Origin of the sequence: Planococcus donghaensis MPA1U2, assembly GCF_000189395.1 — a bacterium.
GTDB classification, from domain to species: Bacteria; Bacillota; Bacilli; order Bacillales_A; family Planococcaceae; genus Planococcus; species Planococcus donghaensis_B.
The window spans coordinates 1-26,140 of sequence record NZ_AEPB01000007.1 but is presented as its reverse complement, the minus strand read 5'-3'; the positions used below and the strand labels follow the sequence as shown (position 1 = coordinate 26,140).

Genomic DNA, 26,140 nt, shown 5'->3' with positions numbered 1-26,140 from the left:
CACAATTAGATTGCCTAATCTATAAAGTAGCTTTCTTTCATTTCTTTAGAAAATCGCAATTATTTTGGAGGAAGAATGATGGATTTATTGATTATTTTACTGTCGCTTGGATTGTTAATGTTTGTGGCTTATAAAGGTTTTTCGGTGATATTGTTTGCGCCACTTTGTGCGTTATTGGCAGTTTTCTTGATTGATCCAGCAAATATTTTGCCGTTCTATTCAGGCATTTTCATGGACAAGATGGTCGGCTTTATCAAACTTTACTTTCCTGTATTTTTACTAGGAGCTATCTTTGGTAAAATCATTGAAATGTCAGGCATAGCAGAATCGATTGCGAAAACAATTGTCCGGTTTATCGGGGCGAAACAAGCGATGCTTGCCATCATTATTTTAGGTGCAATTTTGACGTATAGTGGCGTAAGTTTGTTTGTCGCTGTTTTTGCGATTTATCCGTTTGCGGTGCAATTGTTTAAACAAGCAGATATTCCGAAAAGACTTATGCCCGCGACAATCGCGCTTGGGGCATTTACGTTTACGATGGATGCACTGCCAGGAACACCCCAAATTCAAAACGTTATCCCGACTTCGTTTTTCGGAACGGATATTTATGCTGCACCAGTTTTAGGGATTATTGGCGGCGCAGTTGTTTTGTTTACCGGGTTATCTTATTTGGAATTCAGACGCAGACAAGCGAAAAAAGCGGGGGAAGGCTATAGTGGGTTTACTGAAAAGACTGTTGATGACACACGAGACAAAGAAGAGCCTCGCATAGAGTTGTCTTCTACCAATTCTAAAACCAAACAGCTTTTAGCTTTTGTCCCTTTGGTTTTGGTTGCAGTGATGAACAGTTATTTGGTTCGTGCAATTCCGGGATGGTATCCAAACGGTTTCGACTTTGCAGCTTTAGGACTTGATAACTATTCAATCGATGTCACTTCAAATGTCGCTATATGGGCCGTAGAGATTGCCTTAGTAGCAGGAATTCTTGCGGCGCTTCTGTTTGACTGGAAGCGAGTTATGTCGAATATGAAAGATGGTCTTAATACGAGCATCAATGGGTCACTATTAGCTGTAATGAATACGGCATCTGAATATGGATTTGGCGGCATTATTGCAGCACTTCCTGGTTTCGCGAAGATCAGTGACAGTATTTCAGGAACTTTCACTAATCCACTGGTTAATGGTGCGGTTACTACGAGTGCACTTGCGGGTATCACAGGATCTGCTTCAGGTGGAATGGGGATTGCGTTAAGTGCGATGGGCGATCAATTCAATAAAGCTATAGCGGCTGCTAATATTCCGCCAGAAGTTATGCACCGCGTCGTCGCAATGGCATCAGGCGGAATGGATACTTTGCCGCATAACGGCGCAGTTATAACGTTGCTAGCGGTCACTGGACTGACGCATAAACAATCTTACGGTGATATTTTTGTCATCACGTTAATCAAAACTTTAGCTGTTTTTGTTGTCATTATCATCTATACATTGTTTGGTATTATCTAAACTTATATTCTACTGAAAAGCTGTCGACTCGGATGAGACTCGACAGCTTTTTGCATCTCATATAGAGAAGAGGCAGATGATTTTAGGCAAGTAAGGAGGAATAAGGAAAAAACAATTGAATTACTAATAGTTAAGGGAAAGTAGGTACTGCTTATTTAAACTCAAGTAATTGGTGACAAAAATAGGATAGGGGTGTTTTATATGAGTAAACTATCTCTTGATCAATTTGAAAAAGCCGCTTTGTTTATAAAAACAACAGCACGACCTTTAGAGCAGACTTTATTTGCATGGGAATTTGAAGGTGGTAGCTCTGAGGCTATTTGGAGTGAAGTGAAAAAATTTCAGAACAAAGATGGCGGATTTGGTCATGGCTTGGAATCGGATTTTCGCTGTGAGGAATCTTCAGCTTTGGCGACTGCGGTTGGATTGCATCTTTTGAGCGATATTGGCGTAACAGAGACAGAAGCAACAGTGGAGAAGGGCATTCAATATTTACTAAATACGTTTAACCAAGAAAAGCAAGGGTGGCAAATCGTCCCACGTGCTGTTGAAAATGCACCGCGAGCGATTTGGTGGAACTACAGTGAGGATTGGGCATGGGGCAATCCGACCGCTGAAATCATTGGACTTCTCCATCATTATCAGAACTTAGTACCAGCGGATTTCTTAGAAGAAATCACATCCCGTGCATTAAATTATTTAAATAACTTAACCACATATGAACCGCATGAGTTGCTTAGCTTTTTAAAACTGTATAAACAACTTCCTGCGTCGCAGCAAGCTGTTATTTTCCAGAAGTTGAGCGACATTTTAAAAGAATGTGTGACAACAGATTCAAATCAATGGGACTCGTATAGTCTACAACCTCTTCAAGTGGTTTCTACACCTAACTCTGATTTTTACGATTTATTCAAAGAAACAATTCCAGAAAATTTAACGTATGTAATTCAAAAGCAAACTAAAGATGGCTATTGGAATCCTACATGGCAATGGGGTCAATTTGAAAAAGAATGGGAAGTAGCCAAACAGGAATGGCAAGGTGTGCTAACGCTCGCTAATTTAAAAATTCTTCGCGCATTTAACGCACTGGAAACGAGTTAGAATTCGTTCAAATGATTGTTCTGAATAGGAGCATGCCCAAGAAAAAAGATGGATGAACTAACTAACTATAGCAAGCATTTATCAAGAAAATTGGAAAGGTGGTGGCATTTAATATGAGAAAGTTAATTTTGAATTTAGCCATAAGCTTAGATGGTTTTATTTCAGATGAGCACGGGGGATTTGATTGGATTGTAGGGCACGGAGATACCAAAAACGACACTTCCGATGTTTTTGATTTTGCCGAATTTCTGGACAGTATCGATACCATCGTTATGGGTTCAAAAGCATATGAAGATGTAGTATTAACCGACCTAGATACGTATGATAACAAGAAAATCTTAGTTGCAACAACAAGAGAGCTTGAGAAAAAAGGCAATGTAGAGTTTATTCAAGGTGATGTTTGTAAAGTGGTCTTGGCATTAAAAGAAACAGAAGGTAAAGACATTTGGTTATATGGTGGAGGAATTCTTGCCGATCCATTTATGAAAGCGAACCTTGTAGATGAATACATTATCGGAATTATTCCAACCATTTTAGGAAGGGGACGCACGTTGTTTAAAGGGGACAATCCGAAAATTGATTTGCATCTTGATCGTGCGACTGTGACGGATGGAATCTCGATGTTAGTGTATAGTAAAAAGCTATTATGAATTAAAATGTAAACCCTCAACGAAAGAAAGGAATTAAAGCAATAATGCATTTAATATTTAAAGTACTAATTTTTTCTATATTTGTACTGATTATTGTATTATCAGATACACCTTTTTTGATAAAAGTCATTTTATCAGGCGTTATGTTGTTTTTTCTTTTGCCCTTTGGAGATGAAGTCTTTTCAAAAGAAAGGCTTACTAGAAAGGTTAAAGCAGCTTTTGTCAGCACTGCAACTTTTGTGGTTTTACTCTATCTGTTTCCGGCTTTAATATACAAAGATGCACTCGTGTTAAGTAGCATTGAAGAAAGTGCTAGCTTCTTTTATGTAGTACTATTTTCTTCTTTTTTAGGGTTTTTCATTTATGGATTACCGGTATCTTTATTGTCAGACTGGATTTCGATTCGCTTTACTTACCGGTTTGCAATGGCTGCTTTTGTCCATATTGGATTTGGATTGCTGTTGTTTCAATTTTTGTACATACTTCCAGCCATTTGTGCTGTCGTATTTTTAATAGTTGATGAAATGCTGTGTACAACAGAAAAAAAGCATTTGCCTAGTTAATACATATGAAAATTCAATAATTAAAAGCAAAGAGCAGGTAGCGGAAATTCCGTTACCTGCTCTTTATATTGTGCAGTTTTTATGGAGTTTGTTTATTCTAGTTTAGTCCGAATTATGACAGGGAAAATTCATACTATTCAAGTTGAGTACATATTATTAATAATTTTTAAATTTGTTTAAGTAGGATGGAGGAATGAAAATTGGCAGACTATAAAAAGAATAGTATTTCCTTAACGGGGGCTGTCGGATTAGGAACGGGCGTGATGATTAGTGCAGGGATTTTCGCCTTACTTGGCCAAGTCGCACAACTTGCAGGAGCTTGGTTTCCATTAATATTTATTGCGGGGGGACTTGTTACTGCGTTTAGTGCTTATTCATATATTAGGCTAAGCAATGAGTTTCCATCAGCGGGTGGAATTGGCATGTTTTTAGTTCAAGCTTATGGTAAGGGGACGATCACAGCTGCAGCTGCCTTATTAATGGCCATTTCAATGGTTATTAACCAAAGTTTGGTTGCTAGAACATTTGGTACGTACACCTTACAACTTTTTGATGTGGATCAATCAAGTTATCTCGTTCCATTATTGGGGGTTGGGTTACTAACTTTCGCATTTCTAGTGAATATTTCTGGGAATAGTTTTATCCAGTCGTTTACATCCATAGCGTCATTATTGAAAATTGCGGGATTAGCTGTATTTGGAATAGGCGGATTAAGCGTCGCAGGATTTTCATTTGCACCCGCAGAGAGCGGGGGGAATTCGGTAGATCCTACCATTGCAAGCTATATTGCTGCGGTAGCATTAACAATTTTAGCGTTTAAAGGATTTACTACGATTACCAATAGTGGTTCTGAAATAACCAAACCTAAGAAAAATGTAGGTAGAGCCATAATGATTTCGATTTCAGTTAGTTTACTTGTGTACTTATTAATCGCATGGTCAGTTTCCAGTAATTTGCCGTTGGACCAAATTATTAAAACAAAAGATTATGCAATTGCAGAAGCAGCTAGACCTGCATTTGGCGATTATGGACTTTGGTTTACTGTTGCTATAGCCATTATCGCAACAATTTCTGGAATTATTGCAAGTGTATTTGCTGTCTCTCGAATGTTAGCAATGTTAACAGATATGAAACTAATTCCTCATAAACACTTTGGCATGCCAGGGGATATTCAAAAGCATACCTTGGTTTATACAATCGTGTTGGCGATGTTTCTAACCATCTTTTTCGACTTGAGTCGAATTGCTTCAATGGGTGCAATTTTATATTTGGTTATGGATATGATTATTCATTGGGGCGTGTTCAAGCATTTACGCAAAAAAGTAGGAGCCAATTCTGTGATTGTGCTAACAGCTTTATCACTAGATGCCATCATACTCACTGCCTTTATATGGGTGAAGATAAACTCTGATTTATTTGTAGTCGGTGTCTCATTTGTATTTATCCTGTTAATTTTTGCAGGAGAGCGTTTCTTTTTAAAACGTACTGCATAACTGATTTATAAATGTCGGAAAACTAAGCAAATAAGTACCCCCGCAGAGCCAAGATTCGAGCTGGCTTTGCGGGGGTATTTGTACTGGTTAATAGATTTCAATTTGTCCCATCATGCCATTGTCTTCATGTTCTAAAATATGACAATGAAATACGTACACACCTTTTTCGGGGAATGTGACGAGTATTTTTACTTTTTCTCCTGGATTAACTAATATACTGTCTTTTAAACCTTGTTCGTCTGGATCTACTTCTTTACCATCACGAGATATAACTTTAAATTGAGTCCCGTGAATGTGGAATGGGTGTATCATACCACCCATCATATCTTTTTTATTGTATACTTCCCACACTTCGGTCACGCCTTGTTCTTGACGTAAGTCAACGCGGTCGGCATCAAATTTCTTGCCATTAATGGTTACCATGTCCATCATGCCAAACAATTCGATATTTTTTTCAACAGGCATTTCTTTTTCTTCTTGAGATAGGAATGGCTCTTCAGTTGTCCACATTTCAGTTGAATCTGCGGTAGCACCATCTAGTTTCATATCAAATGGCAACAATTCAACGCCTTCATCATTTACGATAGCGAGTGATTCTTCGGTTGTTAGTTTTGAAAAATCTATTAGAATCTCTGCGCGCTCTGATGCCGCCAATGTTAATTCGTGAATCTCGACAGGTTCATCAAGCAAACTGCCATCAGATGCAATTTGCGTAAAGCTAGCGCCATTACTTAAACTAAATGTGTAGTTACGCGCATTCGATCCATTTAATAAACGGAAACGCATAATTGGTTTTGTAACCGTTAATTTAGGATTGATTGTGCCATTAACGATAGAAACGTCTCCTAATGTGCCGTCTTCATTCATAAGTTGATTGTAATTCAACTGTTTGTCTTCATCAAAAAGGCGATCTTGGAAAATCAGTGGAATATCGTTGACTCCATATTCATTTGGTATAGTAGGATCTTCCTTATCAGAGCTATCGATAAGCAACATACCTGATAATCCTCTATATACTTGCTCAGCCGTCATTTCATGAACATGGGGATGATACCACAAAGTTGCGGCTGGCTGGTCAGCTTCTAATGTGACGATTCGACTTTCACCAGGTTGGACTTCATCACTAGGGCCACCATCTATCTCACCGGCAACTTCAAGTCCGTGCCAATGAAATGTAGTGGGTTCGTTTAAGTCATTTGTAATTTTGACATCGACTTTTTCGCCTTCTTCTATTGAGAGAGTAGGGCCAAGTAAATCACCGTTGTATCCGTAAGTTTCCGTTGATATTCCTTTGAAAAATTCGGTAGTTCCTTGTTTTGCAACGACTTCATAATCATAATTTTGCCCCTGCTGCCTTTCAAGCAATGGAGGTATAGTTAATTCATTTGAACCTTCAGAAGAGGCAAGTGAAGGTACATTACCATGATTCATCATTGAACCCATACCGCCCTGAGTCATTCCTCCCATGCTTTGTTCAGTATCTTCTCCGCCCATCATATTTGAATTCATCCCACCACTATTACCGGAACAAGCGGATAACGTTATTGCTAAAAAAAGCAAGAATCCGATCAATCCATATTTTTTACTCATTATAAACCCTTCTTTCTTATCTGTTATATTTCTACTGTACCCAAAAAATATGCACATCTCGTGCAGGAATAGTGTCACTGTGATGTCCATCCGGATAAGAGGTAAAGAAGAGATCCATCTGCACAAAAAATCAAAATTATTCCTTTACACTTATTTTAGAATTTATAGATAGAAAGTGGGAGAATGGCAATGATAAAGCAGTTAGGATCGATGATTATTATGGGTGCAGTGATTTTAACAGGGTGTAGCGACAACACAGAGTCCAAAAAAGAAATTCCATATAGTGGGGAACTCAATCATGTTCATGGAATAGGCTACGCCGGTGATAATGGGGGTTTGTATTTTGCGGCCCATACCGGGTTAAAAATTTACCGTGAAGGAAGTTGGTTTGCTGTATCTGATGATTTTTTTGATTATATGGGATTTAACGCAATAGACTAAGGCTTTTATACATCAGGACATCCGAGTGCCGACTCAACTATGCCAAATCCACTTGGGATTCAAAAAAGTTTAGATGGTGGAAAATCTTTGGAACATATTGCTTTTGAAGGAGAAACGGATTTTCATGCAATGGCCGTTGGATATGCTAGTCATGATATTTTCTTGTTAAACCCAGAAGCAAATTCCGAATTAGCAGCTGGATTTTATAAACGCACAAGTACGGATGATCAATGGAATGCTGTAAATGCAGTAGGATTAGAAGGAGAAGTTTCAGCACTTGCTCTACATCCGAGTGACTCTAATTTAGTTGCAGCAGCAACATCTACTGGGGTGTATGTGTCAGAAGATGGTGGAGAACAATTTGATCGAATTACAAATGAAGCAGCTCGTGGAACAGCCGTTTTCATTAATGAAACCGAATTGTATTACGCAAGCTATGAAGAAAGTGCAAAGTTGACAAAATATACAATAACATCTAAAAAAGAAGAACAAGTCACTTTACCAAATCTTACGCAAGATGCGGTAGCTTTTATTTCTCAAAATCCTGCAAATAAAGACGAAATTGGGTTATATACACTGCAAGGAGAAGTTTTTTTAACACAAGATAATGGGAGTACGTGGTTGCCTTTACTTCAAGAAGGCAAAGTAGAATAATATAAAACGTTTATAGGTAAGGAGAAGTTAATAAAAAGGAGTGGGTAAGATGAACGCTAAAAACTCACATCATAATCATGAAAAACAGTCACCAGAACAGGTGCATGATAAAAACAATGCAAATCATTCAAATCACGATCACCAAGGTCACAGGGGTCACGGGGACATGGTAGCAGATTTTAAAAAACGATTTTTTATATCATTGATTTTAACTTTACCAATTTTAGCCTTGTCTCCAATGATTCAACATTTTTTTAGGGGTCGATTGGCGCTTTGATAATGACCTATATATTTTATTTGTTTTATCAACCATTGTTTTCTTTTATGGTGGATGGCCATTTTTAACAGGAGGAATTCGTGAACTTAAAGATAAAAATCCAGGCATGATGACTTTGATCGCTTTAGCAATTACCATTGCTTATGGCTATAGTACAATGGTTGTCTTTGGGTGGGATGGCAATCAATTGTTTTGGGAACTGGCTACATTAGTGGTTATTATGTTACTCGGTCATTGGATTGAAATGCGTTCGATTATGGGGGCGTCTAATGCTTTAGAGGAATTAATCCAGCTCATGCCAAGTGAGGCACATAAACTAGACGAAAATAACGATATTCATGATGTGCCATTAGCGGACATCCGAAACAACGATCGATTGTTAGTTAAACCGGGCGAAAAAATTCCTGTAGATGGATTAATCATTGAAGGAAAATCAACAATTGATGAATCTATGCTTACAGGGGAATCGCTTCCTATTGAAAAAGAAGAAGGAGACCAAGTCATTGGTGGATCTGTAAATAATGAAGGGTCATTAACCGTTGAAGTAGAAAAAACAGGAGAAGCATCCTATTTATCACAAGTGGTAAAGCTGGTAAAAGAAGCGCAAGAGTCTAAATCTAGAACACAAGATTTAACCAATCGCGCAGCTAAGTGGTTATTTTACTTAGCCATCGTAGCAGGACTTGTAACCTTTTCTGTATGGATTCTCCTCGGCTACACTGTAGATGTAGCAGTGGAACGAATGGTAACGGTTATGGTTATTACATGTCCTCATGCATTAGGTTTGGCAGCGCCCCTCGTAGTAGCCGTTTCAACATCAATATCGGCTAAAAAAGGTTTGTTAATTCGCAATCGTGCAGGATTTGAAGACGCACGCCACTTAAATGCAGTAGTTTTTGATAAAACAGGCACATTAACAAAAGGGGAATTCGGTGTTACCAATATTATACCGAGTGGCGATTATACAAAAGATGAAGTTCTGCAGTTTGCTGCTGCGATTGAACAAAATTCAGAGCATCCCATTGCGTCAGGTATTGTGAGTTCTGCGAAAGATCAAGGGCTTGAACAGAAAAGAGTAACAGACTTCGAATCGATTACCGGAAAAGGCATTCAAGGACAAGTAGGCGGTCAGAAAATAAATGTAGTAAGTCCAAAGTACGTAAATGATAATAATCTAAGCTTTGATGAACAGCAGTTTAATGAGTTATCAGAAGAAGGAAAAACAGTTGTGGTTGTATTAGTCGAAGACCAACTCGCTGGCATGATTGCGCTCGCTGATATCGTACGAGAAACTGCTAAAGAAGCCGTATCGGCATTGAAAGAACAAGGGATTCACTCAATTATGTTGACAGGGGACAATCAAAAAGTAGCGAACTGGGTAGCCAAACAACTTGGCATTGACGAAGTTTACGCAGAAGTGCTGCCTGATGACAAAGCCAACCAAATTAAAAAAATTAAAGATAAAGGTTGGAAAGTGGCGATGACTGGAGATGGTGTGAATGATGCACCAGCACTTGCAACAGCTCATTTAGGAATTGCAATTGGAGCGGGAACGGACGTTGCGATGGAAACAGCGGATGTTATTCTTGTTCGTAGCAACCCGAATGATGTAGTCGAATTAATGGATTTATCGAAAAAAACTTATCGGAAAATGGTTCAAAATTTATGGTGGGCAACAGGATACAATATATTCGCTATTCCATTAGCAGCCGGTGTTTTAGCGCCATGGGGAATTATCGTGAGTCCAGCAGTGGGAGCGGTATTAATGAGTTTGAGTACGATAATTGTTGCTATTAATGCGAAGCTATTAAAAGAATAGTATAAAAAACATAAATCCTGTTCTTGTTATGTTGCTATGACAATAACAGGATTTTTTTGAATCTTACAAGTAATACAAAAAAAGTTAAGAATTTTCACTCGTTTTTTGCATTTTTAGATAGCTTCTTGCTAAATTTCCTGTAATATGAAATTAAACAGGTAAAAGGTAGAATTTTAACTAGGCAGATAGAAGGGGGCACAAACTTGAACATAAAATCAAAATGGATGGTGACCAATATTTCAATTGTATTGGCCCTCTCTATATATACACCTACATCAAACGCAACCACATTAAGTGAGCTTGAAAAAAAGCAACAAGAAACAGAACAAAAGAAAAGTGAATTGCATTCTGGTATAGAAGAAAAAACAAATGCCATCAGTACAAACCAAACAAAGTTATTTGAAATTATGGAGAAAATAACAGAATTAACGAACAAGATTAATGAAATGGAATATTATATCGTAGAAGTTCAAGAGGAAATTAATCAACGAAAAATTGAAATTGATGAGTTGCAAAATTCAATTGAAGCATTTGAAAACAAAATAGCAGAGCGCACAGAATTGTTAAAAGACCGTGTTCGTGCTATACAAATGAGTGGTGGATCAATCGATTATATCGATGTTCTGCTAAGTGCTAATAGTTTTGTTGATTTTATCGACCGGTTCTCGGCTGTAAACACATTAATAGAAGCAGACCGTGAAATCATGTTACAGCAAGTTGAAGACACAAAACTATTAGCTAAACAAAAAGCAATTGTGGAAACCAAACTTAAAGAACAAAAAGAGCGTCAATCCGCACTTCAAGAACTAAACAATTCGATAGCGACTCAAAAGAAAGAACATGCTGAATTTGTTGTGGAGCTAACAGCAGAACAGCAGCGATTAGCAAAAGCAAAATCCGAATTGGAAAATCGATTTGAAGAAGAATTGGAACTGAGCGAGAAACTAGAAAAGCAAATCATTGCAGAACAAGCTCGCCTAGCTGAATTGGCAAGAAAAGCGGAAGAAGAACGTAAGCGAAAAGCCGCTGAAGAAGAGCGGTTACGACAAGCTTCAAACAGTCAATCATCAGTGAATACAACCAACAAAATCGCAAACTCTCCTTTTATTAGACCCGCAGCAGGCAGACACACTTCTGGATTTGGTGGCCGGGACATAGGGGATGGAGCGGAAACACATTTAGGTTATGATATCGCGAATGCAACAGGGACATCAGTTGTCGCAGCCGCAGATGGTTACGTATCTTTTGCAGGAGTCATGGGTGGATATGGCAACGTTGTGATTCTTACACACTCTATCAACGGTCAAACGCACGCGACAGTATACGCACACTTAAATTCAATAAATGTCTCTATTAGTCAATTTATATCACAAGGTGAACAAGTTGGCGGCATGGGGAACACGGGGCGTTCGACTGGAACTCATGTACATTTCGAAGTGCACGTAGGTCCTTGGAATGGATCAAGATCAAACGCTGTAGATCCAGCTCAATATATATGGTAAACGTTTTAAACAATCGTCCCTGTTTACAAGTGACGATTGTTTTTTTATCTTCTAAAAATTTTATTGTAAAGTAGGTCAAAATGTGGCAAATAAAAACGAAATAACAAGTACACCCAATAAAAGCAAAAAGAAAAAATCGAAATTAACAGGATTCTTCTATCTATTAGTCATCTTCATAGCCAGTTTATTACTTGTAGCTTTAGCATTTGTTTACAAAGGTTTAAAAGAAGATGCGACAAGTAGTTCTCAAACTAATGATTTAAGCTCGTCAGAATCGGCTGATGCAAGCAAGTCTTCATTTTACTTTAAGCTACTCAATCCGTTTGGCGAAAAACCGGACGCTTCTGAGCCTAAGGTGGAGGCCAGTTTACAAACCGGGAAGCAAGAAAGTGATGAATTTCTTCCGCCTATGAAAACTTTTATAGATGAAAAGGAATTATCTTCAAGCTTCAATGAAGATTTGTTTGATGATATAAGTTCTAGAACAAATATCGACACGGGACATTCAACTTTGGACAAAGACGTCATCTATATATATCAGAGTCATAGTAGAGAAGCATTTTTACCATATTTAAAAAACGTAAATGAACCCGAAGAAGCTTTTCATTCAAAAGCAAATGTAACATTAGTGGGGAAAATGCTAGGAAAAGCACTAGAACGAAGAGGAATAGGATCAACAGTAAATTCTACAGACATTATTCAAGAACTAGATTTAAGAGGCCTGGACTATGGAAGTTCTTATTTAGTGTCGGGGGAACAAGTAAAAGCAGCAATCCAAGACAATCCAGATTTAGATATTTTTATCGATATTCACCGAGATTCCTTACGAAAAGATTCTACAACGGTCAACGTAAACGGAGATGATTATGCACGGATATTGTTTATAGTGGGCACAGGACATAAAGAGTTTGAAAAAAACTTGGCTTTTGCAAAAGAATTACAATTGCAACTTGATACAAATTATCCAAATTTATCAAAGGGAATATTAGAAAAAGATAAGAGCCAAGGTAACGGCGTATACAATCAGAACTTAGCAGCAAACGCCATTATTGTTGAAATAGGTGGCGTTGATAATACGGTAGATGAACTTTACTTGACTGTGGAGGCATTGGCCGATGTATTGAGCAATAATTATTGGCATGAATAATTGAGTTTTGGAAGAATTGCTAGTTCTAAATACTTTCTAGTAAGTTATAAAAGGTCAGAAAATGTTAAATATATGAAATAGTTCTCATTCGAAAAAAACTTTCAATAAATTACAGAAAAATAGAAATATTGATGGATTTAGGTATATATTACCTGTATAATGTAGAAAGATAATATTAAAGACTCATTTTCTGTCAGTAGACCGATTACTTTGTAATGTAGTGGTATTGTATAAACCGAAATTTTACATATTTCATGTACAAAACCTTACAAATTATGAGCTCTTTTATTATCTAAATTAAAAATGAGAGGGTGTATATTATGAAGAAAAAGTTTTTATCGATTTCGTTAATGCTTGTCTTGTTAACTGGTGTAGCAAGTCCTACTTTGGCAGCTAGCGACAAAGATGTAGAAGACGCAATAAAGATGATCGAAAAAACAAATGTTGAGATTGATGAGAAAATCGAAAAAGCAGTTGAGAAAGCAGATGAACTTCAAGAGGATTACCTATTGGACATCCGAGAAATTGAAGAAGGCGGTAAAGTTCTTGATATCAAAATTGAAAAGAACGAAGTACTTGCTGAGTTAGAAATGTCTAAACACGACTTGAAAAAACAAGTTAAATTAAATGAAAAACTAGAAAAACTGAATGAGAAGATGGTAGAAGAACAAGCGAAAATCGATAAAGAATTGGCAGAAATCAATTCGGAAATTACAGAACTAACACGAAAAGTTGTAACTGCTGAGGATAAAGATACGAAAAAGTTAGAAAAGAAATTGAATAAGTTGACAGATAAACTAGGCAGAAAATCAATTGAGTTAAATGAAAAAACTGCAAAATATACACATGAGTTAAATAAGGTTATTACAGACACGTATGATGTAACACTTAAAATGTCAGCAGAGACAATTGCAAAAGCTGCTGAAAGAGGGGTTCAAGCAGAATGTAGCTGGAAACTCGTTCGTTTTGCTGATCAATGGGTATGGATTGATCCAATTCGTGTAGTTGGAAGAAGATAATTTTTACAATTCAGTATTCGTTTGTAGTACAATAAAGACGAGTTCATCGTGAACTCGTCTTTATTCGTATTGAGGTGGGATGATATGGACGGTTTTAAGGTTGGTAAAAAAGGTGAATTTCTTGAAACGGTTGATTTTGAAGACAATACTTCCTTAAGCCTTATTACCAAGGGAGATGGTGTAGAAATTTTACATCAATCGATTGAAGAAGGAATGTTATTTTATGTCTACCCAAGCGAAAATCCCAATGCTGTAGAATTTTATTTTGTGTTGTCAGGAGAAATTTTTTATGATCTTGATAACAACAGAGAAAAATTAGGTCCGGAAGACTATTTTACAACTCGTGGTCTTAAAGAGCCCATTTATTTCACAGCCTTATCGAAAGTAACTTTACTATGTGTTTTCACAGAGCAAACATTTTTCCATATTAGTAAAGAAATTTCGAAGTTGATGGATATTATGAAGCAAGTTGAAGAGAAAGATCGATATACACATAAACATAGTCACCGAGTAGCAAAATATTCAGTTTTAATTGCTCAAAGGCTAGAACTTAACAAAGAACAACTTGAAAATTTAACAGTAGCGGCTTTTTTACATGATATCGGAAAAATTCATGTTCCTTCAGAAGTTTTAAACAAACCAGGTCGACTTACTAATGCCGAATTTGATATTATAAAAAAACATCCTACAGATGGTGCTGAAATGGTTAGAAACTCATACTACTACGAGCTTGCGCCTATTATTGAACAGCATCATGAAAAGTTGGATGGCAGTGGCTATCCGAATGGACTAAGTGGAGATGAAATTTTATTGGAATCACGAATTATTGCAGTGAGCGATACATTTGATGCGATGACTGAAGATCGTGTCTACCGAAAAGCGTTAGAAGACCATATTGCGATTGCCGAACTAAAAAAGTTTGCAGGAAAACATTACGATCAAGAGGTCGTTACTGCATTTGAACAGATTTTAATAGAAGAAGGAAAGATTATTCATACACACGAATAAAAAAGACAAAGCCAGCTGTGAAATCTCAGCCGGCTTTGTCTTTTATTTCGAAAGATCGTTGGCGAACGAGCTTCTTAAACTGTTCGCCAATCATCGTTATTCGTAAAGGTCTTTATACTTTTTCATAAATTTTCGATCGATATACTGCTTAATCTTCCAAGGGATTTTCCCATGAAAAAGTTGACTGCCGTAAGAAAGAAAAGCTTCACCATCGCCTGTAGACAAAATCGATACATATCTTTTTTGAGGTGTAAATCGCACTAATTGGCCTTTCGTTAAACTCTTCTTTAAGTTTTCCCACAGAATTGGACCTTGTCGAACGGCATAAACACCGTTTTTAGCAAGTGCAGGATACTGATCAATGGTGACACAATCTCCTGCTCCAAAAATTTCAGGATGCTGATTGTTTTGCAACATCTCATTCACTAATAAATAGCCATTTTCATCTGTAGTCAATCCGGAAGATTGGAATAAATCAAAACTTTTCGGACCAGTTAACCACAAGACTGCTGATTGTGGATGATTGTCACCTTCACTCGTCGTAACGCTGTTTTCATCCACAGACTCAATCCCCGTACCCGAATAAAACGGCAATCTTTTTTGCACAGCAATCGATTCGATTTTTTTAGAAGCTGCAGTTCCTTGACTCATCAATAACTCAGTTGAACTAAACAACGCCACATTCGCAGACAACTGATTTTGTTTTCGCCAAGATAGGATTGAAAATGCTAGTTCTACTCCTGATGCGCCGCCTCCCACAACTACCGGATGAGAAGATTCGCGTGTTTTAACTAGTTGATCGGGAAAGCGGTAGTTTGGTTTAATCGATAAGGCATGACCTTCAATCGTTTCTGGTACAGCAGTTTGGGAACCGATATCAAATGATACAACATCATATGTATAAACTGCTCCGTTTGCCCCCGTCAGCTTTTGCGCTTTCGCGTCGATAGCCGTAACTGTATCTTCACTAAATTCAACACCAATGCTTTGACATAGTTTTGTTAAGTCTACCCGAATTTCGTCCAAGCTATATACGCCTTCTGTATATCCAGAAAACATTCCCGAATAATATTGATAAGGGGACGGTGAGATTAACAAGACATGCCAGTCTTTTTGAGAATCATTCTTTAATTGTTCTAGACAATGCAAATGCGCATGTCCGCCTCCTACTAATACAAGTGTCTTCATCTCTCACTACTCCCATCTAATTTAAAATTCGTTTTGCTTCAGCCATTCGTTGATAAATGGTAAAAAGTTGAATTGCGATAAAAATCAGTGTAATAACTGTCAAATATGTTGAAAACACAATCATTAGGGTAAACAATATAAAGCCTTCTGTTCTTTCGGCTAACCCTGCCTGATAGTAGAACGACTTTACGCCTTTTTTATCGGACAAAGCTCCTACAGTTAAAAAGACAGTCATGCCAATGATTATGGAAGTACTTAACAACAATAACGCCCACATAGCATCTGGAAAACGGAATGCTAATCCTAAAATCACGCTAATTTCTACCATCCGATCAAAGCTAATATCGAGTAGGGTTCCCCAAGGAGAAGGTTTGGTTTTGCGGGCCATTGTCCCATCAACTACATCCAAATAGCCGGACAACCACAGGACAACGACTGCCCAAAAGGGTTGATCAAAGTAAACAAAGATACCTGATGAAAGGCCAATCACAAAAGCAATTTTGGTCACACCATTAGCAGTGAAGCCCCTCTTTAATAAGAAGTCAGCTGTTTTGTCAACGACCGGTTGTACATGTTTTCGTCCGTATGTATCGAGCATCAAGTTCACCTTTTCATTTTTAGATTACATTAAGTATAAAGGATGTTCCCAATTGTAACCCGTAATCTCGCTCGATTCAAAATAACTTGCAAGTGTTGAGCCGGATTAAGAGAATATAAGTCTTCTTTATTGTTAAAATGGATTTAATTTAAAAAGAGAGAGGAAATGATGTAAATGGTTAAAAAATATGATGTTGCTATAATTGGAGCTGGAGCAGCCGGATTAACAGCTGCATTTACAGCCGCTGGATTTTCTAAAAGCGTGGTTCTAATCGATAAAAATTTACCGGGCGGAGAATGTACGTGGTCCGGTTGTATTCCGAGCAAGTCACTTATCAATATTGCAAAAGAAGTCTATCATGCAAAAAAATATACGCCTGATTTACAAGTAGATACTTCAGTCGTTTTAGCAGAAATTCAAGATGTTATTCAAAAAGTATATGCAGGCGAATCCCCAGAAGTCTTAAAAGACGCAGGCATTGATTTTATCAATAGCTATGCAAAATTTATCGAACCGCATGCACTAGAAGTAGATAATGAACGCATTGAAGCAAAAAAAATCATTCTTTCGACAGGGTCTTCTCCAATGGTTCCGCCAATTGAAGGGTTAGACCAAGTTTCTTATTTAACGAATGAAACCATTTTCACTCAAAAAACGTTTCCAAAAACTATGACCATTCTCGGTGGTGGAGCGATTGGCGTGGAGTTAAGCCAAGCGTTAAATCGTCTTGGCGTTAACGTAACGCTAGTGGAAAAATTCGAACGAATTTTGCCTAAAGATGAAGAAGAATTGGTGTTGATGATTCAACAAAGTTTGATTGATGAAGGTGTAACGATTCATACAGGCGCAACTGCGGTTCGTGCTGAGCAAAATGGAGAAATCATTGATTTGACCATTGAAAAAGACGGCAAGGAAATGACTGTTAGCGGAGAAGGGCTGTTAGTAGCGCTTGGACGTCAAGCAAATGTAAATGGCTACGGGTTGGAAACAGCTGGTGTTGAATTCGATTCGAAAAGCATTCAAGTTGATGAGCATTTGGAAACAACCGCAAAAGGTATTTATGCTATTGGTGATGTCGTTGGGCCTTATCAATTGTCGCATATGGCTAATGCACAAGGAATTTTAGCGACACAAAACGCCATTTTGCCCATCAATCGAAAAATGGACTACGAGCATGTCACGTGGTGTACATATACAGATCCTGAGCTCGGCAGATCCGGGTTATCCGAAGAAGAAGCCCGCGAAAAATACGGCGACTCGATTCGAGTATACGAGCACGAATACGCTGACTTAGACCGTGCCAATACGAAAAAAGACAGCATTGGGAAAGTGAAACTTATTTTAGATAAAAAAGGTTATATTCTAGGTGCGAGTATTCTCGGGGACCGAGCAGGTGAAATTATTAGCCAAATTCAAACCATCAAAACCTTGAAAATTAATATGGGGAAACTATCTGGCGTGATTCATCCGTACCCAACGTATAGTGAAGTGTTGGTGAAAATCGGCAAAAAAGTTTTCGTCGACAATTTATTAAACCAACCGGTTGTTAAAACGTTCAATAAAGCAAAAGCAGGAGAACTGCCGGCAAAAAAAATTGGTATATACGGAGCCGCGACGGCAACTGGACTTAGCATTGCAAACTTAGTCGTTCACAATAACATTAAACCAAAACTTGGGGTCAAAAATGGCCGATTAAAAGAAATGCCTGCAACACCGAATGCTATATCGTCTCAAACAACAGAACAAGACATGCATGTACCGGCATGGCCTTACAATGGCAATAAGCAAAGAGCAAAACAAAGTTTACTCGAAATGCTTGAAAATTACGAAGGTGTTAAAATTCAAGCAATGGATGAAAATTATGTACGTGCAATCGCGATATCCAAACCTCTTAGATTTAAAGATGACATTGAATTTTATTTTAATGATGCCGCGCAACGTATTGAATTCCGCTCAGCATCTCGCGCGGGTCATTCGGATTGGGGCGTAAATCGTAAACGTTATGACGAAATGAGAAGTCGTTACTTTAGCATTTTGGCGCACAAACAAAATTCATGAAAAAGAGCAAAGGTTTTCAAATTGCCAAATGGGTAGCGATTGCCGTATTAATCGGTATTGTCATTTGGCTCAGCCGCTCTGTTTTTCAAGTAGATGCCAACGATTTGCGTAATTGGATATTGTCATTTGGTATTTGGTCGCCGGTTTTGTATATATTAATTTATACAGTACGACCGCTCATCTTTTTCCCGGCATCGGTGTTATCGATTGCCGGTGGCCTAGCATTTGGTGCATGGTTTGGCACTCTTTATACCATTATCGGCGCAACGCTCGGAGCGATGTTATCTTTTTACGTTGCCAAAACTTTAGGGAAAAGCTTTGTTCGCAAATCTTGGACCGGTAATGTGGGGAAAATTCAATCCCAAATGGAACAAAACGGCTTTTTCTACGTGTTGTTGTTTCGTTTTATTCCCGTTATTAATTTTGACTTAATCAGTTATGTCGCGGCTTTTGCGAAAGTGCGTTTCTCGTCTTTTGCGTTAGCGACATTTCTCGGAATAATCCCGGGTACGTTTGCTTATAATTTTTTGGGCAGTAGTTTTGTGAGCGGAAATCCGAAAATCATCCTTCTTGCCGTCGTTGTTTTCGTTATACTAACAGTAGTACCAATTGCTTTACGCAATCGGTGGAACAAAAAACAAACACTCAATAAATAACAGCTACTTTATCAACGGATTTAGGAAGTGTAAAAATGAAGAACTCCGTATTTTTAGCATCATCCTTTCTACTGCTGACGTTATCCGCTTGTTCTCAAAACGTGGATGAGCAAACAGCTAAAGAAACAGATCAATTACTGACAAGTGATTGGCAAACAATTGCGGATTCAGCTGCAGGACAACAAGTGAATATGTATATGTGGGGCGGAAGCGAAAACATTAATCAGTATATTGATGAGTGGGTAGCGCCGCGTTTGAAAAAAGAGCACGATGTCGAGTTGAATCGCATCCCTATGAACGACTCCCAAGACATCATTAATCAATTGGTTGACGAAAAATTTGCGGACAAGTCGAGTGGCAGTATGGACGTCATTTGGATCAATGGTGAAAACTTCAAAACAGCTAAAGACAATGACTTGTTATGGGGAAGTTTTAGTGGTCAATTGCCGTATTTTAACGACTTTATCGACAAAGATGCGCCTGAAATCGCGTATGATTTTGGTGAACCTGTAGACGGTCTCGAAGCGCCATGGGGAAAAGCACAATTTGTCTTTGTGCACGATGAAAGTAAATCGCCAAACCCGCCAAAATCTATGAATCAGCTGGCAGAATGGGTTCAAGAAAACCCAAGACAGTTTACGTATCCAGCGTTACCCGATTTTACAGGCAGTGCGTTTGTCCGTCACGTTTTATATGAAACAACAGGTGGATACGAGCAGTATCAGCAACCGGCAGCGTCGATTCCAGACTTAGAAACAAAACTCGAACCAATGTGGGATTATTTAAATAGCATCGAACCGTATTTATGGCGTGATGGAGAAACTTATCCTGAAAGTTTAGCGAAACAAGATCAATTGTATGCAAGTGGAGAAATTGGTATGACGATGAGCTACGATCCGGCACTTGCGGCGAGTGAAGTCTTAAAAGGTCGTTTTACTGAGTCCACCCGCACATTTGTATTGGATGGTGGAACTCTCTCCAATACCCATTTTTTGTCCATCCCTTTTAATTCTTCTGCAAAAGCGGGAGCAATGGTTGCCATCAATGAGCTAATGTCACCAGAAGCGCAAACGGCAAAACTGTCTCCTGAAAACTGGGGAGATTTGACTGCACTCGACTTCACTTTATTGTCTCTTGAACAACAAGACGCAATGAATGACGTTGACTTAGGCGCAGCCACGTTGTCATTAACAGAATTAGAGGAGCACCGACTTCCAGAACTATCATCAGACTATATAGAAATTATCGAAAAAGGATGGTTACAACATGTGGCAAAAGAATAAACCGTATCTTTTGTTGCTTCCTGCCATCGGAACCATCGTCCTCCTGTTTTTTGGGGGACTTTTTGATGGATTTTTAAAAAGTCTTGGCTATTTTCCGGCACTTGGTCAAACTGATTTTAACATTACAGCTTATCGCCAGCTATTTAGCTCATCTGAATTTTGGGCATCGTTTAACTTAACCTTTCGTGTAGCATTTTTGTCTTCAGTATTTGCGGCTGTGTTAGGTGCAGCTTTGGCAATTTCCTTGTTTATGCTAAAAGAATCAACTAACGGCAAGAGCTCGTCTATTTGGCATCGATTGTTTCAACTGCCATTAACGATTCCGCATCTTGTTGGCGGCTATATTATTGTGTTGTTATTTATGCAAAGTGGTTTTCTTTCTCGAATTGCGACCAACCTTGGATTCATCGATACAATTGCGGAGTTTCCTGTTTTGGTAAATGATTCGTTTGGATGGGGCATCATCTTGACGTATGCTTGGAAAGAAGCGCCTTTTATCTCATTAATGATTTATCCAGTATTATCACGCATCCATCAGTCTTGGCGTGATGTATCCCGCATTTTCGGCGCAAATCGCTGGAATTATATCCGAGAAATTGTGGTTCCTGTCATGATGCCAGCTTGGACGATTGCGACATTTATCGTATTTGTCTTTACGTTTTCCGCGTTTGAAGTTCCTTTTTTACTTGGTGTCACGTACCCGAGTACACTGCCGGTTTATTCTTATCAACTTTATACAAGCGGGACACTCGCAGATCGACCAGAAGCACTTGCTGTCAACATCATCTTGGCAAGCTTTACTGTGTTATTAGGACTCGTGGTTTACGCAATAAATAAACGCTGGAACGCTGTAAAGGGGTGGGATTGATGAAAAACCCACTAGTATTTATTAAAATTATCTTGTCTGTATTGGTATTCTTATTAATGCTTTTGCCTTTTGTTCCGCTCATTTTAACTAGTATGTCATTTGGCTGGCAATGGCCAGCTATTTTGCCTGAGTTAATTAGTTTTCGGGCTTGGGATTATGTGCTGTTTGGCAGTTCCGGCACTTGGCAGGCGGTAGGTGTTAGTTTACTCATTGCATTAATTGTCACAGCTGTAAATGTATTGCTCGCGGTACCTGCCGCTAATGCACTTGTGCGAAATTCGTTTCGCGGCAAATGGTTAATGGAAGCTATTATTTTTGCGCCAATCATTATTCCGCCATTTGTTGCAGTAATGGGCATTCATTTGACGTTTTTAAAGCTTGGATTAACAGAGACGGTAATAGGAGTGGTGTTAGCGCACATTTCCCCGACATTGCCTTATATGGTACGCGCCATTATGATTAGCTACCAAACATTATCAATTGATTGGGAAGACCAAGCACGCATGCTTGGAGCGGGTCCTATTTCCCGGTTTACCCTTGTAGTATTGCCACATTTACTGCCTGGTATTGTCGCAGGAGCTAGTTTAAGTATTTTAATCTCGTTAAGCCAATACTTGATCACTTTCATCATAGGTTCGGGTCAAGTGGTTACGTTATCTATACTGTTGTTTCCGTTTATTAGCGGGGGTGACCCGGCAATTGCATCTGCCTATTCATTATTATTTGCAGGCATGGCAATTATGACGTTGCTTGGCTTAGATGTACTATTGAAGAAGTATTACCAACAAAAAAGTCGTGACACACTAGGCTAAAGGAGTGAGAAAATGAGCGATTTACGAATAATCAATGTAGAAAAACAATACAAACAACCTCAACAAAAAGACCATTCTGCCTTTTCGTTGCGTCCTGTCAATTTGACGATTCATGAAGGTGAATTTTTCTCATTGCTTGGCCCTTCTGGATGCGGCAAAACCAGTTTGTTAAAACTAGTTGCGGGATTGCTTGCAGCAGATAACGGTGAAATTTGGATTGGTGATCAAAATTTCACCCGAGTTCCGTCTGAAGCGAGAAACTTTGCGATGGTTTTTCAACAGTCACTGTTGTTTCCGCATATGACGATAGAAGACAATGTCGCTTTTGGGTTAAAAATGCAAAAAGTGGACAAACAACAACGGTTAACAAAAGCGCGCGATATGCTTGAACATGTCGGGTTGCACGGTTATGGCAAACGTTTTCCAGATGAATTAAGTGGTGGCCAACAACAACGCGTGGCTCTAGCAAGAGCGTTAGTTGCCAATCCACGTGTATTATTAATGGATGAACCGTTTAGTGCGTTAGATCCGGGGTTACGAGAAGAAATGCGCGACTTGCTTAGCCGGATTCAACTGGAGTTTCATGTCACCGTATTATTTGTTACGCACGATCGAGAAGAAGCTTTTTCACTGTCGGATCGAATCGCTGTAATGAGTCAAGGTGAATTGTTACAAGTGGGCAGCGCTAAAGAGTTATATGAGCGCCCCTTAACGACAAAAGTCGCTTCATTTCTTGGGATGAAAAACATTATAGAAGGACAGGTCGAAGACGGGCGTTTTCGCTCTGCGGATGGCAGTTTTGAATTGTTAGTGGACGCAACCATTCAACATGCTTCAAGTTATTTAATTATTCGTCCTGAAGCTATACAACTTGTGTCAGAAGATGCACCAACACCTGCAACTGCTTTCCGATTTCAAGGCATGGTGGAACAGATGAAGTTTAATCATGGATTTTATTCAGTCAATGTGACTGTCGGAAAATCTCTTTTAACTTGCAGTTTGACGAGCCAACAAGCAGATACATTATATGCAGGAAAATCAATCATATTGCAAATAGATGCCAAAGATGCATGGTTAATAAATGAATAATATTTATGAAATGAATGAATAAAATATACATATACTTTCATGAATAACACGCAAATAGATAAAAATGAATAAAAATTAACCTTATTTATTCATTTTGAATATTGACTAGAAAATTTTTAGTTAACAGATATTTTCGGATTTCCATAATAAAATGGCTTTATTCATTTGTTATTTTATTTAAATTATTGCCAAAGTATAAGCTTTGACTTATATAATAATAATGGCATACACTAAATCTAAAGGAGTGGATCTTCATGGAGACTTTATCAAAACGATCTGCATCTGACGTTACGGCTCTTCTGAAAGCTGTCAGCGATCCAACTCGTCTAATGATGATGAAATTGGTAGAGACGAATCCGTATTGTGTATGTCAATTTGTTGAAATGTTTGGCATGACCCAACCAGCGATTAGTCAACATTTACGGAAATTAAAGCAAGCGGGGCTTTTAAAAGAAAACAGAAGTGGTCAGTGGCGGTTTTATTCGATGAACAAAGAGTCTATCCATGCGACATTGTTGCTAGATATTTTAAGTCATATTGACGACTCAGATGCACAACTTCAAGCGTTACGTGCGAAAGAAAAACCAGTAGATTGCATTTAAAATTATGTTTGTAAAAAGGAGAACTATTTATGACAAAAAAAATTATTTATTTCTTATGCACCGGAAACTCATGCCGTAGCCAAATGGCTGAAGGATGGGCAAAACAACATTTAGCAACAGAGTGGGATGTATACAGCGCTGGAATTGAAGCTCATGGATTAAATCCGAATGCGGTAAAAGCAATGAATGAAGTAGATATTGACATATCCAATCAAACTTCAGACATTATTGATACTGACTTGCTCCATCGCGCAGATTTCATCGTGACGCTATGCGGTGATGCTGCAGATAAATGCCCGGTAACTCCGGCACACATTCGTCGTGAGCATTGGGGCTTTGAAGATCCCGCAAAAGCACAAGGCACAGAAGAAGAAAAGTGGACGGTATTCCAAACAGTTCGCGATGCTATCGGGACTCGCATCGAATCATTTGCGAAAACTGGCATTTAACTACATGATTAGCATGAAACCCACAAGCTTTTTAGCTTGTGGGTTTTCTTTTCTCTAAATTGTCAATCGATTCCAACAACTTCATTGACACAGTTGGGGGGTGCTACTTATAATTGCTATATAACAGTTTCGCTATTTTTACACGAGAGGGGTCATTTTATGCTGGCAACGTTAACACCACTTGATTGGAAACGCCGCGCGGTAAAATACTATCCGGAGAAAGTTGCGGTGATTGATGGAGACAAAAAGTTTACATACAAAGAGTTTGGCGAACGAGTAGATCAACTCACAATCGCTTTACATAATGCGGGTATTGGCAACAAAGACCATGTGGCGGTGATGTTGCCAAATAACCACGCGATGCTGGAATGTTTTTATGGGATTATCCCACTTGGCGCGGTGATTGTTCCGCTTAATTACCGCTTGTCTACAAAAGATTTAACATATATTTTAAAACATAGCGACGCAAAAATGTTAATAGTCGATGCGGAATTCGGCAAAATGCTTGAAGATGTACAAGACGAACTACCAATTGAAAAGTACATAATCGTGGCAGTAGATGGCTTTGAATCAACGATTAACGGGGAAGACTACGAAGCGTTTATCGGGAACGCAGCGGTTGATGCGAAAGTGCCTTACGTCGATTTGGATGAAAACCAAATGCTGTCGTTAAATTATACGAGTGGGACAACTTCTAGCCCCAAAGGAGTCATGCAAACACATCGCACCAATTACTTGAATGCAGCCAACTTCTTGCATCATTTAGAGATTAAGTTTGATGACGTGTATTTGCATACCTTGCCAATGTTTCATACAAACGGATGGGGAGGCGTTTGGGCCATTACCGCAGCGGGAGCTACGCATGTTTGTTTACGTAAAGTAGACCCTCCGCTCATTTTGGATTTATTTGAAAGTCATGGCATCACTTCACTTTGCGGTGCGCCGACAGTTGTCAATATGCTTGTGAATGAACCTAAAGCGAAACAACTTGAATTGACTCAGACCATACGGATGGGAACAGCAGGTGCACCACCTGCTGCTGCGTTGATTGCGAAAGCACAAAGCATTCTTGGATTGAATATGATGCATGTGTATGGCTTGACTGAAACGTCTCCGTTTATCCTTTACTGCGAATGGAAAAATGAATTTAATGACTTGGATTCTGACCAACAAGCATCTATAAAAGCACGCCAAGGAATAGAACTCGCTTTTAATGGCGAAACAAAAGTCGTTAACCAAGAAGACGGCAAAGAAGTGGCTTGGAACGGTAAAGAATTAGGTGAAATCGTCACGCGCGGCAACGTCGTGATGGCTGGTTATTACAAAGATCCTGAAAAAACAGCAGAAGCAATTCGTGACGGGTGGTTTTATACTGGGGATTTGGCGGTAACGCATCCAGATGGCTTTATCGAAATTCAAGATCGCATTAAAGACATGATTATCTCGGGTGGCGAAAACATTTCCTCTACAGAAATCGAAGGTGTTTTGTACAAGCATCCAGCCATTGCTGAAGTGGCTGTGATTGCCGTACCGGATGAAAAGTGGGGGGAAGTACCAAAAGCCATTATTGTGTTGCATCAAGGTGCACAAGCAACCGAGCAAGAAATCCTGGATTATACGCGCGAACATATGTCGCGCTTTAAAGTACCAAAATCCGTAGACTTTGTTGAATCGTTGCCTAAAACAGCAACTGGGAAACTGCAGAAGTTCCAGTTACGAGAAATGTATTGGGGGACGAGGAAAAAAAGTAAATTAACGTTAAAAACCGTT

General features: G+C 38.7%; 24 protein-coding genes and 1 pseudogene. 22 read left to right on the top strand and 3 right to left on the bottom strand.

Annotation, left to right across the window (positions count from 1 at the left end; translation table 11 throughout):
* Positions 1-78 precede the first annotated feature (78 nt).
* From GPDM_RS01990 to GPDM_RS01970, 5 genes are all read left to right on the top strand, one after another.
* Positions 79-1,503 carry a GntP family permease gene (locus GPDM_RS01990; protein WP_008428450.1) on the top strand — a complete coding sequence of 475 codons (1,425 nt, stop codon included), beginning with the start codon at positions 79-81 and terminating at the stop codon, positions 1,501-1,503.
* 201 nt (positions 1,504-1,704) lie between these two features.
* The gene (locus GPDM_RS01985; RefSeq protein WP_008428448.1) at positions 1,705-2,604 is read left to right on the top strand and encodes a hypothetical protein; all 900 of its coding nucleotides are present in this window, start codon (positions 1,705-1,707) and stop codon (positions 2,602-2,604) included.
* A gap of 113 nt (positions 2,605-2,717) precedes the next feature.
* On the top strand, positions 2,718-3,254 hold the full coding sequence (locus GPDM_RS01980; RefSeq protein WP_008428446.1) for a dihydrofolate reductase family protein: 537 nt from the start codon (positions 2,718-2,720) through the stop codon (positions 3,252-3,254).
* A 44-nt stretch (positions 3,255-3,298) separates the two neighbouring features.
* Positions 3,299-3,817 (top strand): hypothetical protein, encoded by a 519-nt coding sequence (locus GPDM_RS01975; RefSeq protein WP_008428444.1) that lies wholly within the window; start codon positions 3,299-3,301, stop codon positions 3,815-3,817.
* Positions 3,818-4,017: 200 nt separating this feature from the next.
* A complete protein-coding gene (locus GPDM_RS01970) occupies positions 4,018-5,310 on the top strand; it encodes an APC family permease (RefSeq protein ID WP_008428442.1) in 1,293 nt (430 codons plus the stop codon).
* A gap of 87 nt (positions 5,311-5,397) precedes the next feature.
* Here the strand turns inward: GPDM_RS01970 and GPDM_RS01965 are convergent, their stop codons facing one another.
* A complete protein-coding gene (locus tag GPDM_RS01965; RefSeq protein ID WP_008428440.1) occupies positions 5,398-6,900 on the bottom strand; it encodes a multicopper oxidase family protein in 1,503 nt (500 codons plus the stop codon).
* 189 nt (positions 6,901-7,089) lie between these two features.
* On the opposite strand from GPDM_RS01965, the gene GPDM_RS16820 reads away from it, so the two are divergent.
* From GPDM_RS16820 to GPDM_RS01935, 8 genes and pseudogenes are all read left to right on the top strand, one after another.
* A complete protein-coding gene (locus GPDM_RS16820) occupies positions 7,090-7,341 on the top strand; it encodes a hypothetical protein (protein WP_008428437.1) in 252 nt (83 codons plus the stop codon).
* A 12-nt stretch (positions 7,342-7,353) separates the two neighbouring features.
* Positions 7,354-7,995, top strand: a pseudogene (locus GPDM_RS01960) (F510_1955 family glycosylhydrolase); the annotation flags it as partial.
* Positions 7,996-8,044: 49 nt separating this feature from the next.
* Positions 8,045-8,272, top strand: a complete 228-nt coding sequence (locus GPDM_RS16990) for a hypothetical protein (RefSeq protein WP_008428433.1) — start codon at positions 8,045-8,047, stop codon at positions 8,270-8,272.
* A 106-nt stretch (positions 8,273-8,378) separates the two neighbouring features.
* Positions 8,379-10,091 carry a heavy metal translocating P-type ATPase gene (locus GPDM_RS01955; protein ID WP_008428431.1) on the top strand — a complete coding sequence of 571 codons (1,713 nt, stop codon included), beginning with the start codon at positions 8,379-8,381 and terminating at the stop codon, positions 10,089-10,091.
* Positions 10,092-10,294: 203 nt separating this feature from the next.
* Positions 10,295-11,593 (top strand): murein hydrolase activator EnvC family protein, encoded by a 1,299-nt coding sequence (locus tag GPDM_RS01950; protein ID WP_008428429.1) that lies wholly within the window; start codon positions 10,295-10,297, stop codon positions 11,591-11,593.
* 82 nt (positions 11,594-11,675) lie between these two features.
* A complete protein-coding gene (spoIIP, locus tag GPDM_RS01945; RefSeq protein WP_008428428.1) occupies positions 11,676-12,740 on the top strand; it encodes a stage II sporulation protein P in 1,065 nt (354 codons plus the stop codon).
* Between the two features lie 320 nt (positions 12,741-13,060).
* On the top strand, positions 13,061-13,759 hold the full coding sequence (locus tag GPDM_RS01940) for a hypothetical protein (protein WP_008428426.1): 699 nt from the start codon (positions 13,061-13,063) through the stop codon (positions 13,757-13,759).
* An 84-nt stretch (positions 13,760-13,843) separates the two neighbouring features.
* On the top strand, positions 13,844-14,767 hold the full coding sequence (locus GPDM_RS01935; protein ID WP_008428423.1) for an HD-GYP domain-containing protein: 924 nt from the start codon (positions 13,844-13,846) through the stop codon (positions 14,765-14,767).
* Between the two features lie 96 nt (positions 14,768-14,863).
* On the opposite strand, the gene GPDM_RS01930 is transcribed toward GPDM_RS01935, so the two are convergent.
* Positions 14,864-15,955 carry an FAD-dependent oxidoreductase gene (locus tag GPDM_RS01930; RefSeq protein ID WP_008428421.1) on the bottom strand — a complete coding sequence of 364 codons (1,092 nt, stop codon included), beginning with the start codon at positions 15,953-15,955 and terminating at the stop codon, positions 14,864-14,866.
* A gap of 16 nt (positions 15,956-15,971) precedes the next feature.
* Positions 15,972-16,553 carry a CDP-alcohol phosphatidyltransferase family protein gene (locus tag GPDM_RS01925; protein WP_008428419.1) on the bottom strand — a complete coding sequence of 194 codons (582 nt, stop codon included), beginning with the start codon at positions 16,551-16,553 and terminating at the stop codon, positions 15,972-15,974.
* 174 nt (positions 16,554-16,727) lie between these two features.
* On the opposite strand from GPDM_RS01925, the gene GPDM_RS01920 reads away from it, so the two are divergent.
* From GPDM_RS01920 to GPDM_RS01880, 9 genes are all read left to right on the top strand, one after another.
* The gene (locus tag GPDM_RS01920; RefSeq protein WP_008428417.1) at positions 16,728-18,611 is read left to right on the top strand and encodes an FAD-dependent oxidoreductase; all 1,884 of its coding nucleotides are present in this window, start codon (positions 16,728-16,730) and stop codon (positions 18,609-18,611) included.
* The gene (locus tag GPDM_RS01915) at positions 18,608-19,267 is read left to right on the top strand and encodes a TVP38/TMEM64 family protein (RefSeq protein WP_008428416.1); all 660 of its coding nucleotides are present in this window, start codon (positions 18,608-18,610) and stop codon (positions 19,265-19,267) included. Before GPDM_RS01920 ends, GPDM_RS01915 begins: the two co-directional genes overlap by 4 nt.
* A 35-nt stretch (positions 19,268-19,302) precedes the next feature.
* A complete protein-coding gene (locus GPDM_RS01910; protein WP_008428414.1) occupies positions 19,303-20,550 on the top strand; it encodes an ABC transporter substrate-binding protein in 1,248 nt (415 codons plus the stop codon).
* Entirely contained in the window at positions 20,534-21,418 is an 885-nt protein-coding gene (locus tag GPDM_RS01905; protein WP_008428411.1) for an ABC transporter permease, read from the top strand. Before GPDM_RS01910 ends, GPDM_RS01905 begins: the two co-directional genes overlap by 17 nt.
* The gene (locus GPDM_RS01900; RefSeq protein WP_008428409.1) at positions 21,418-22,230 is read left to right on the top strand and encodes an ABC transporter permease; all 813 of its coding nucleotides are present in this window, start codon (positions 21,418-21,420) and stop codon (positions 22,228-22,230) included. Before GPDM_RS01905 ends, GPDM_RS01900 begins: the two co-directional genes overlap by 1 nt.
* A 12-nt stretch (positions 22,231-22,242) precedes the next feature.
* Complete coding sequence (locus GPDM_RS01895; protein ID WP_008428407.1) at positions 22,243-23,319, top strand: ABC transporter ATP-binding protein; 1,077 nt, start codon at positions 22,243-22,245, stop codon at positions 23,317-23,319.
* Positions 23,320-23,573: 254 nt separating this feature from the next.
* Positions 23,574-23,921 carry an ArsR/SmtB family transcription factor gene (locus GPDM_RS01890; RefSeq protein WP_008428404.1) on the top strand — a complete coding sequence of 116 codons (348 nt, stop codon included), beginning with the start codon at positions 23,574-23,576 and terminating at the stop codon, positions 23,919-23,921.
* Positions 23,922-23,950: 29 nt separating this feature from the next.
* On the top strand, positions 23,951-24,370 hold the full coding sequence (gene arsC, locus GPDM_RS01885; RefSeq protein WP_008428402.1) for an arsenate reductase (thioredoxin): 420 nt from the start codon (positions 23,951-23,953) through the stop codon (positions 24,368-24,370).
* A 159-nt stretch (positions 24,371-24,529) separates the two neighbouring features.
* The coding region (locus GPDM_RS01880) for a long-chain-fatty-acid--CoA ligase (protein ID WP_008428400.1) at positions 24,530-26,140 on the top strand (1,611 nt) is incomplete at its 3' end.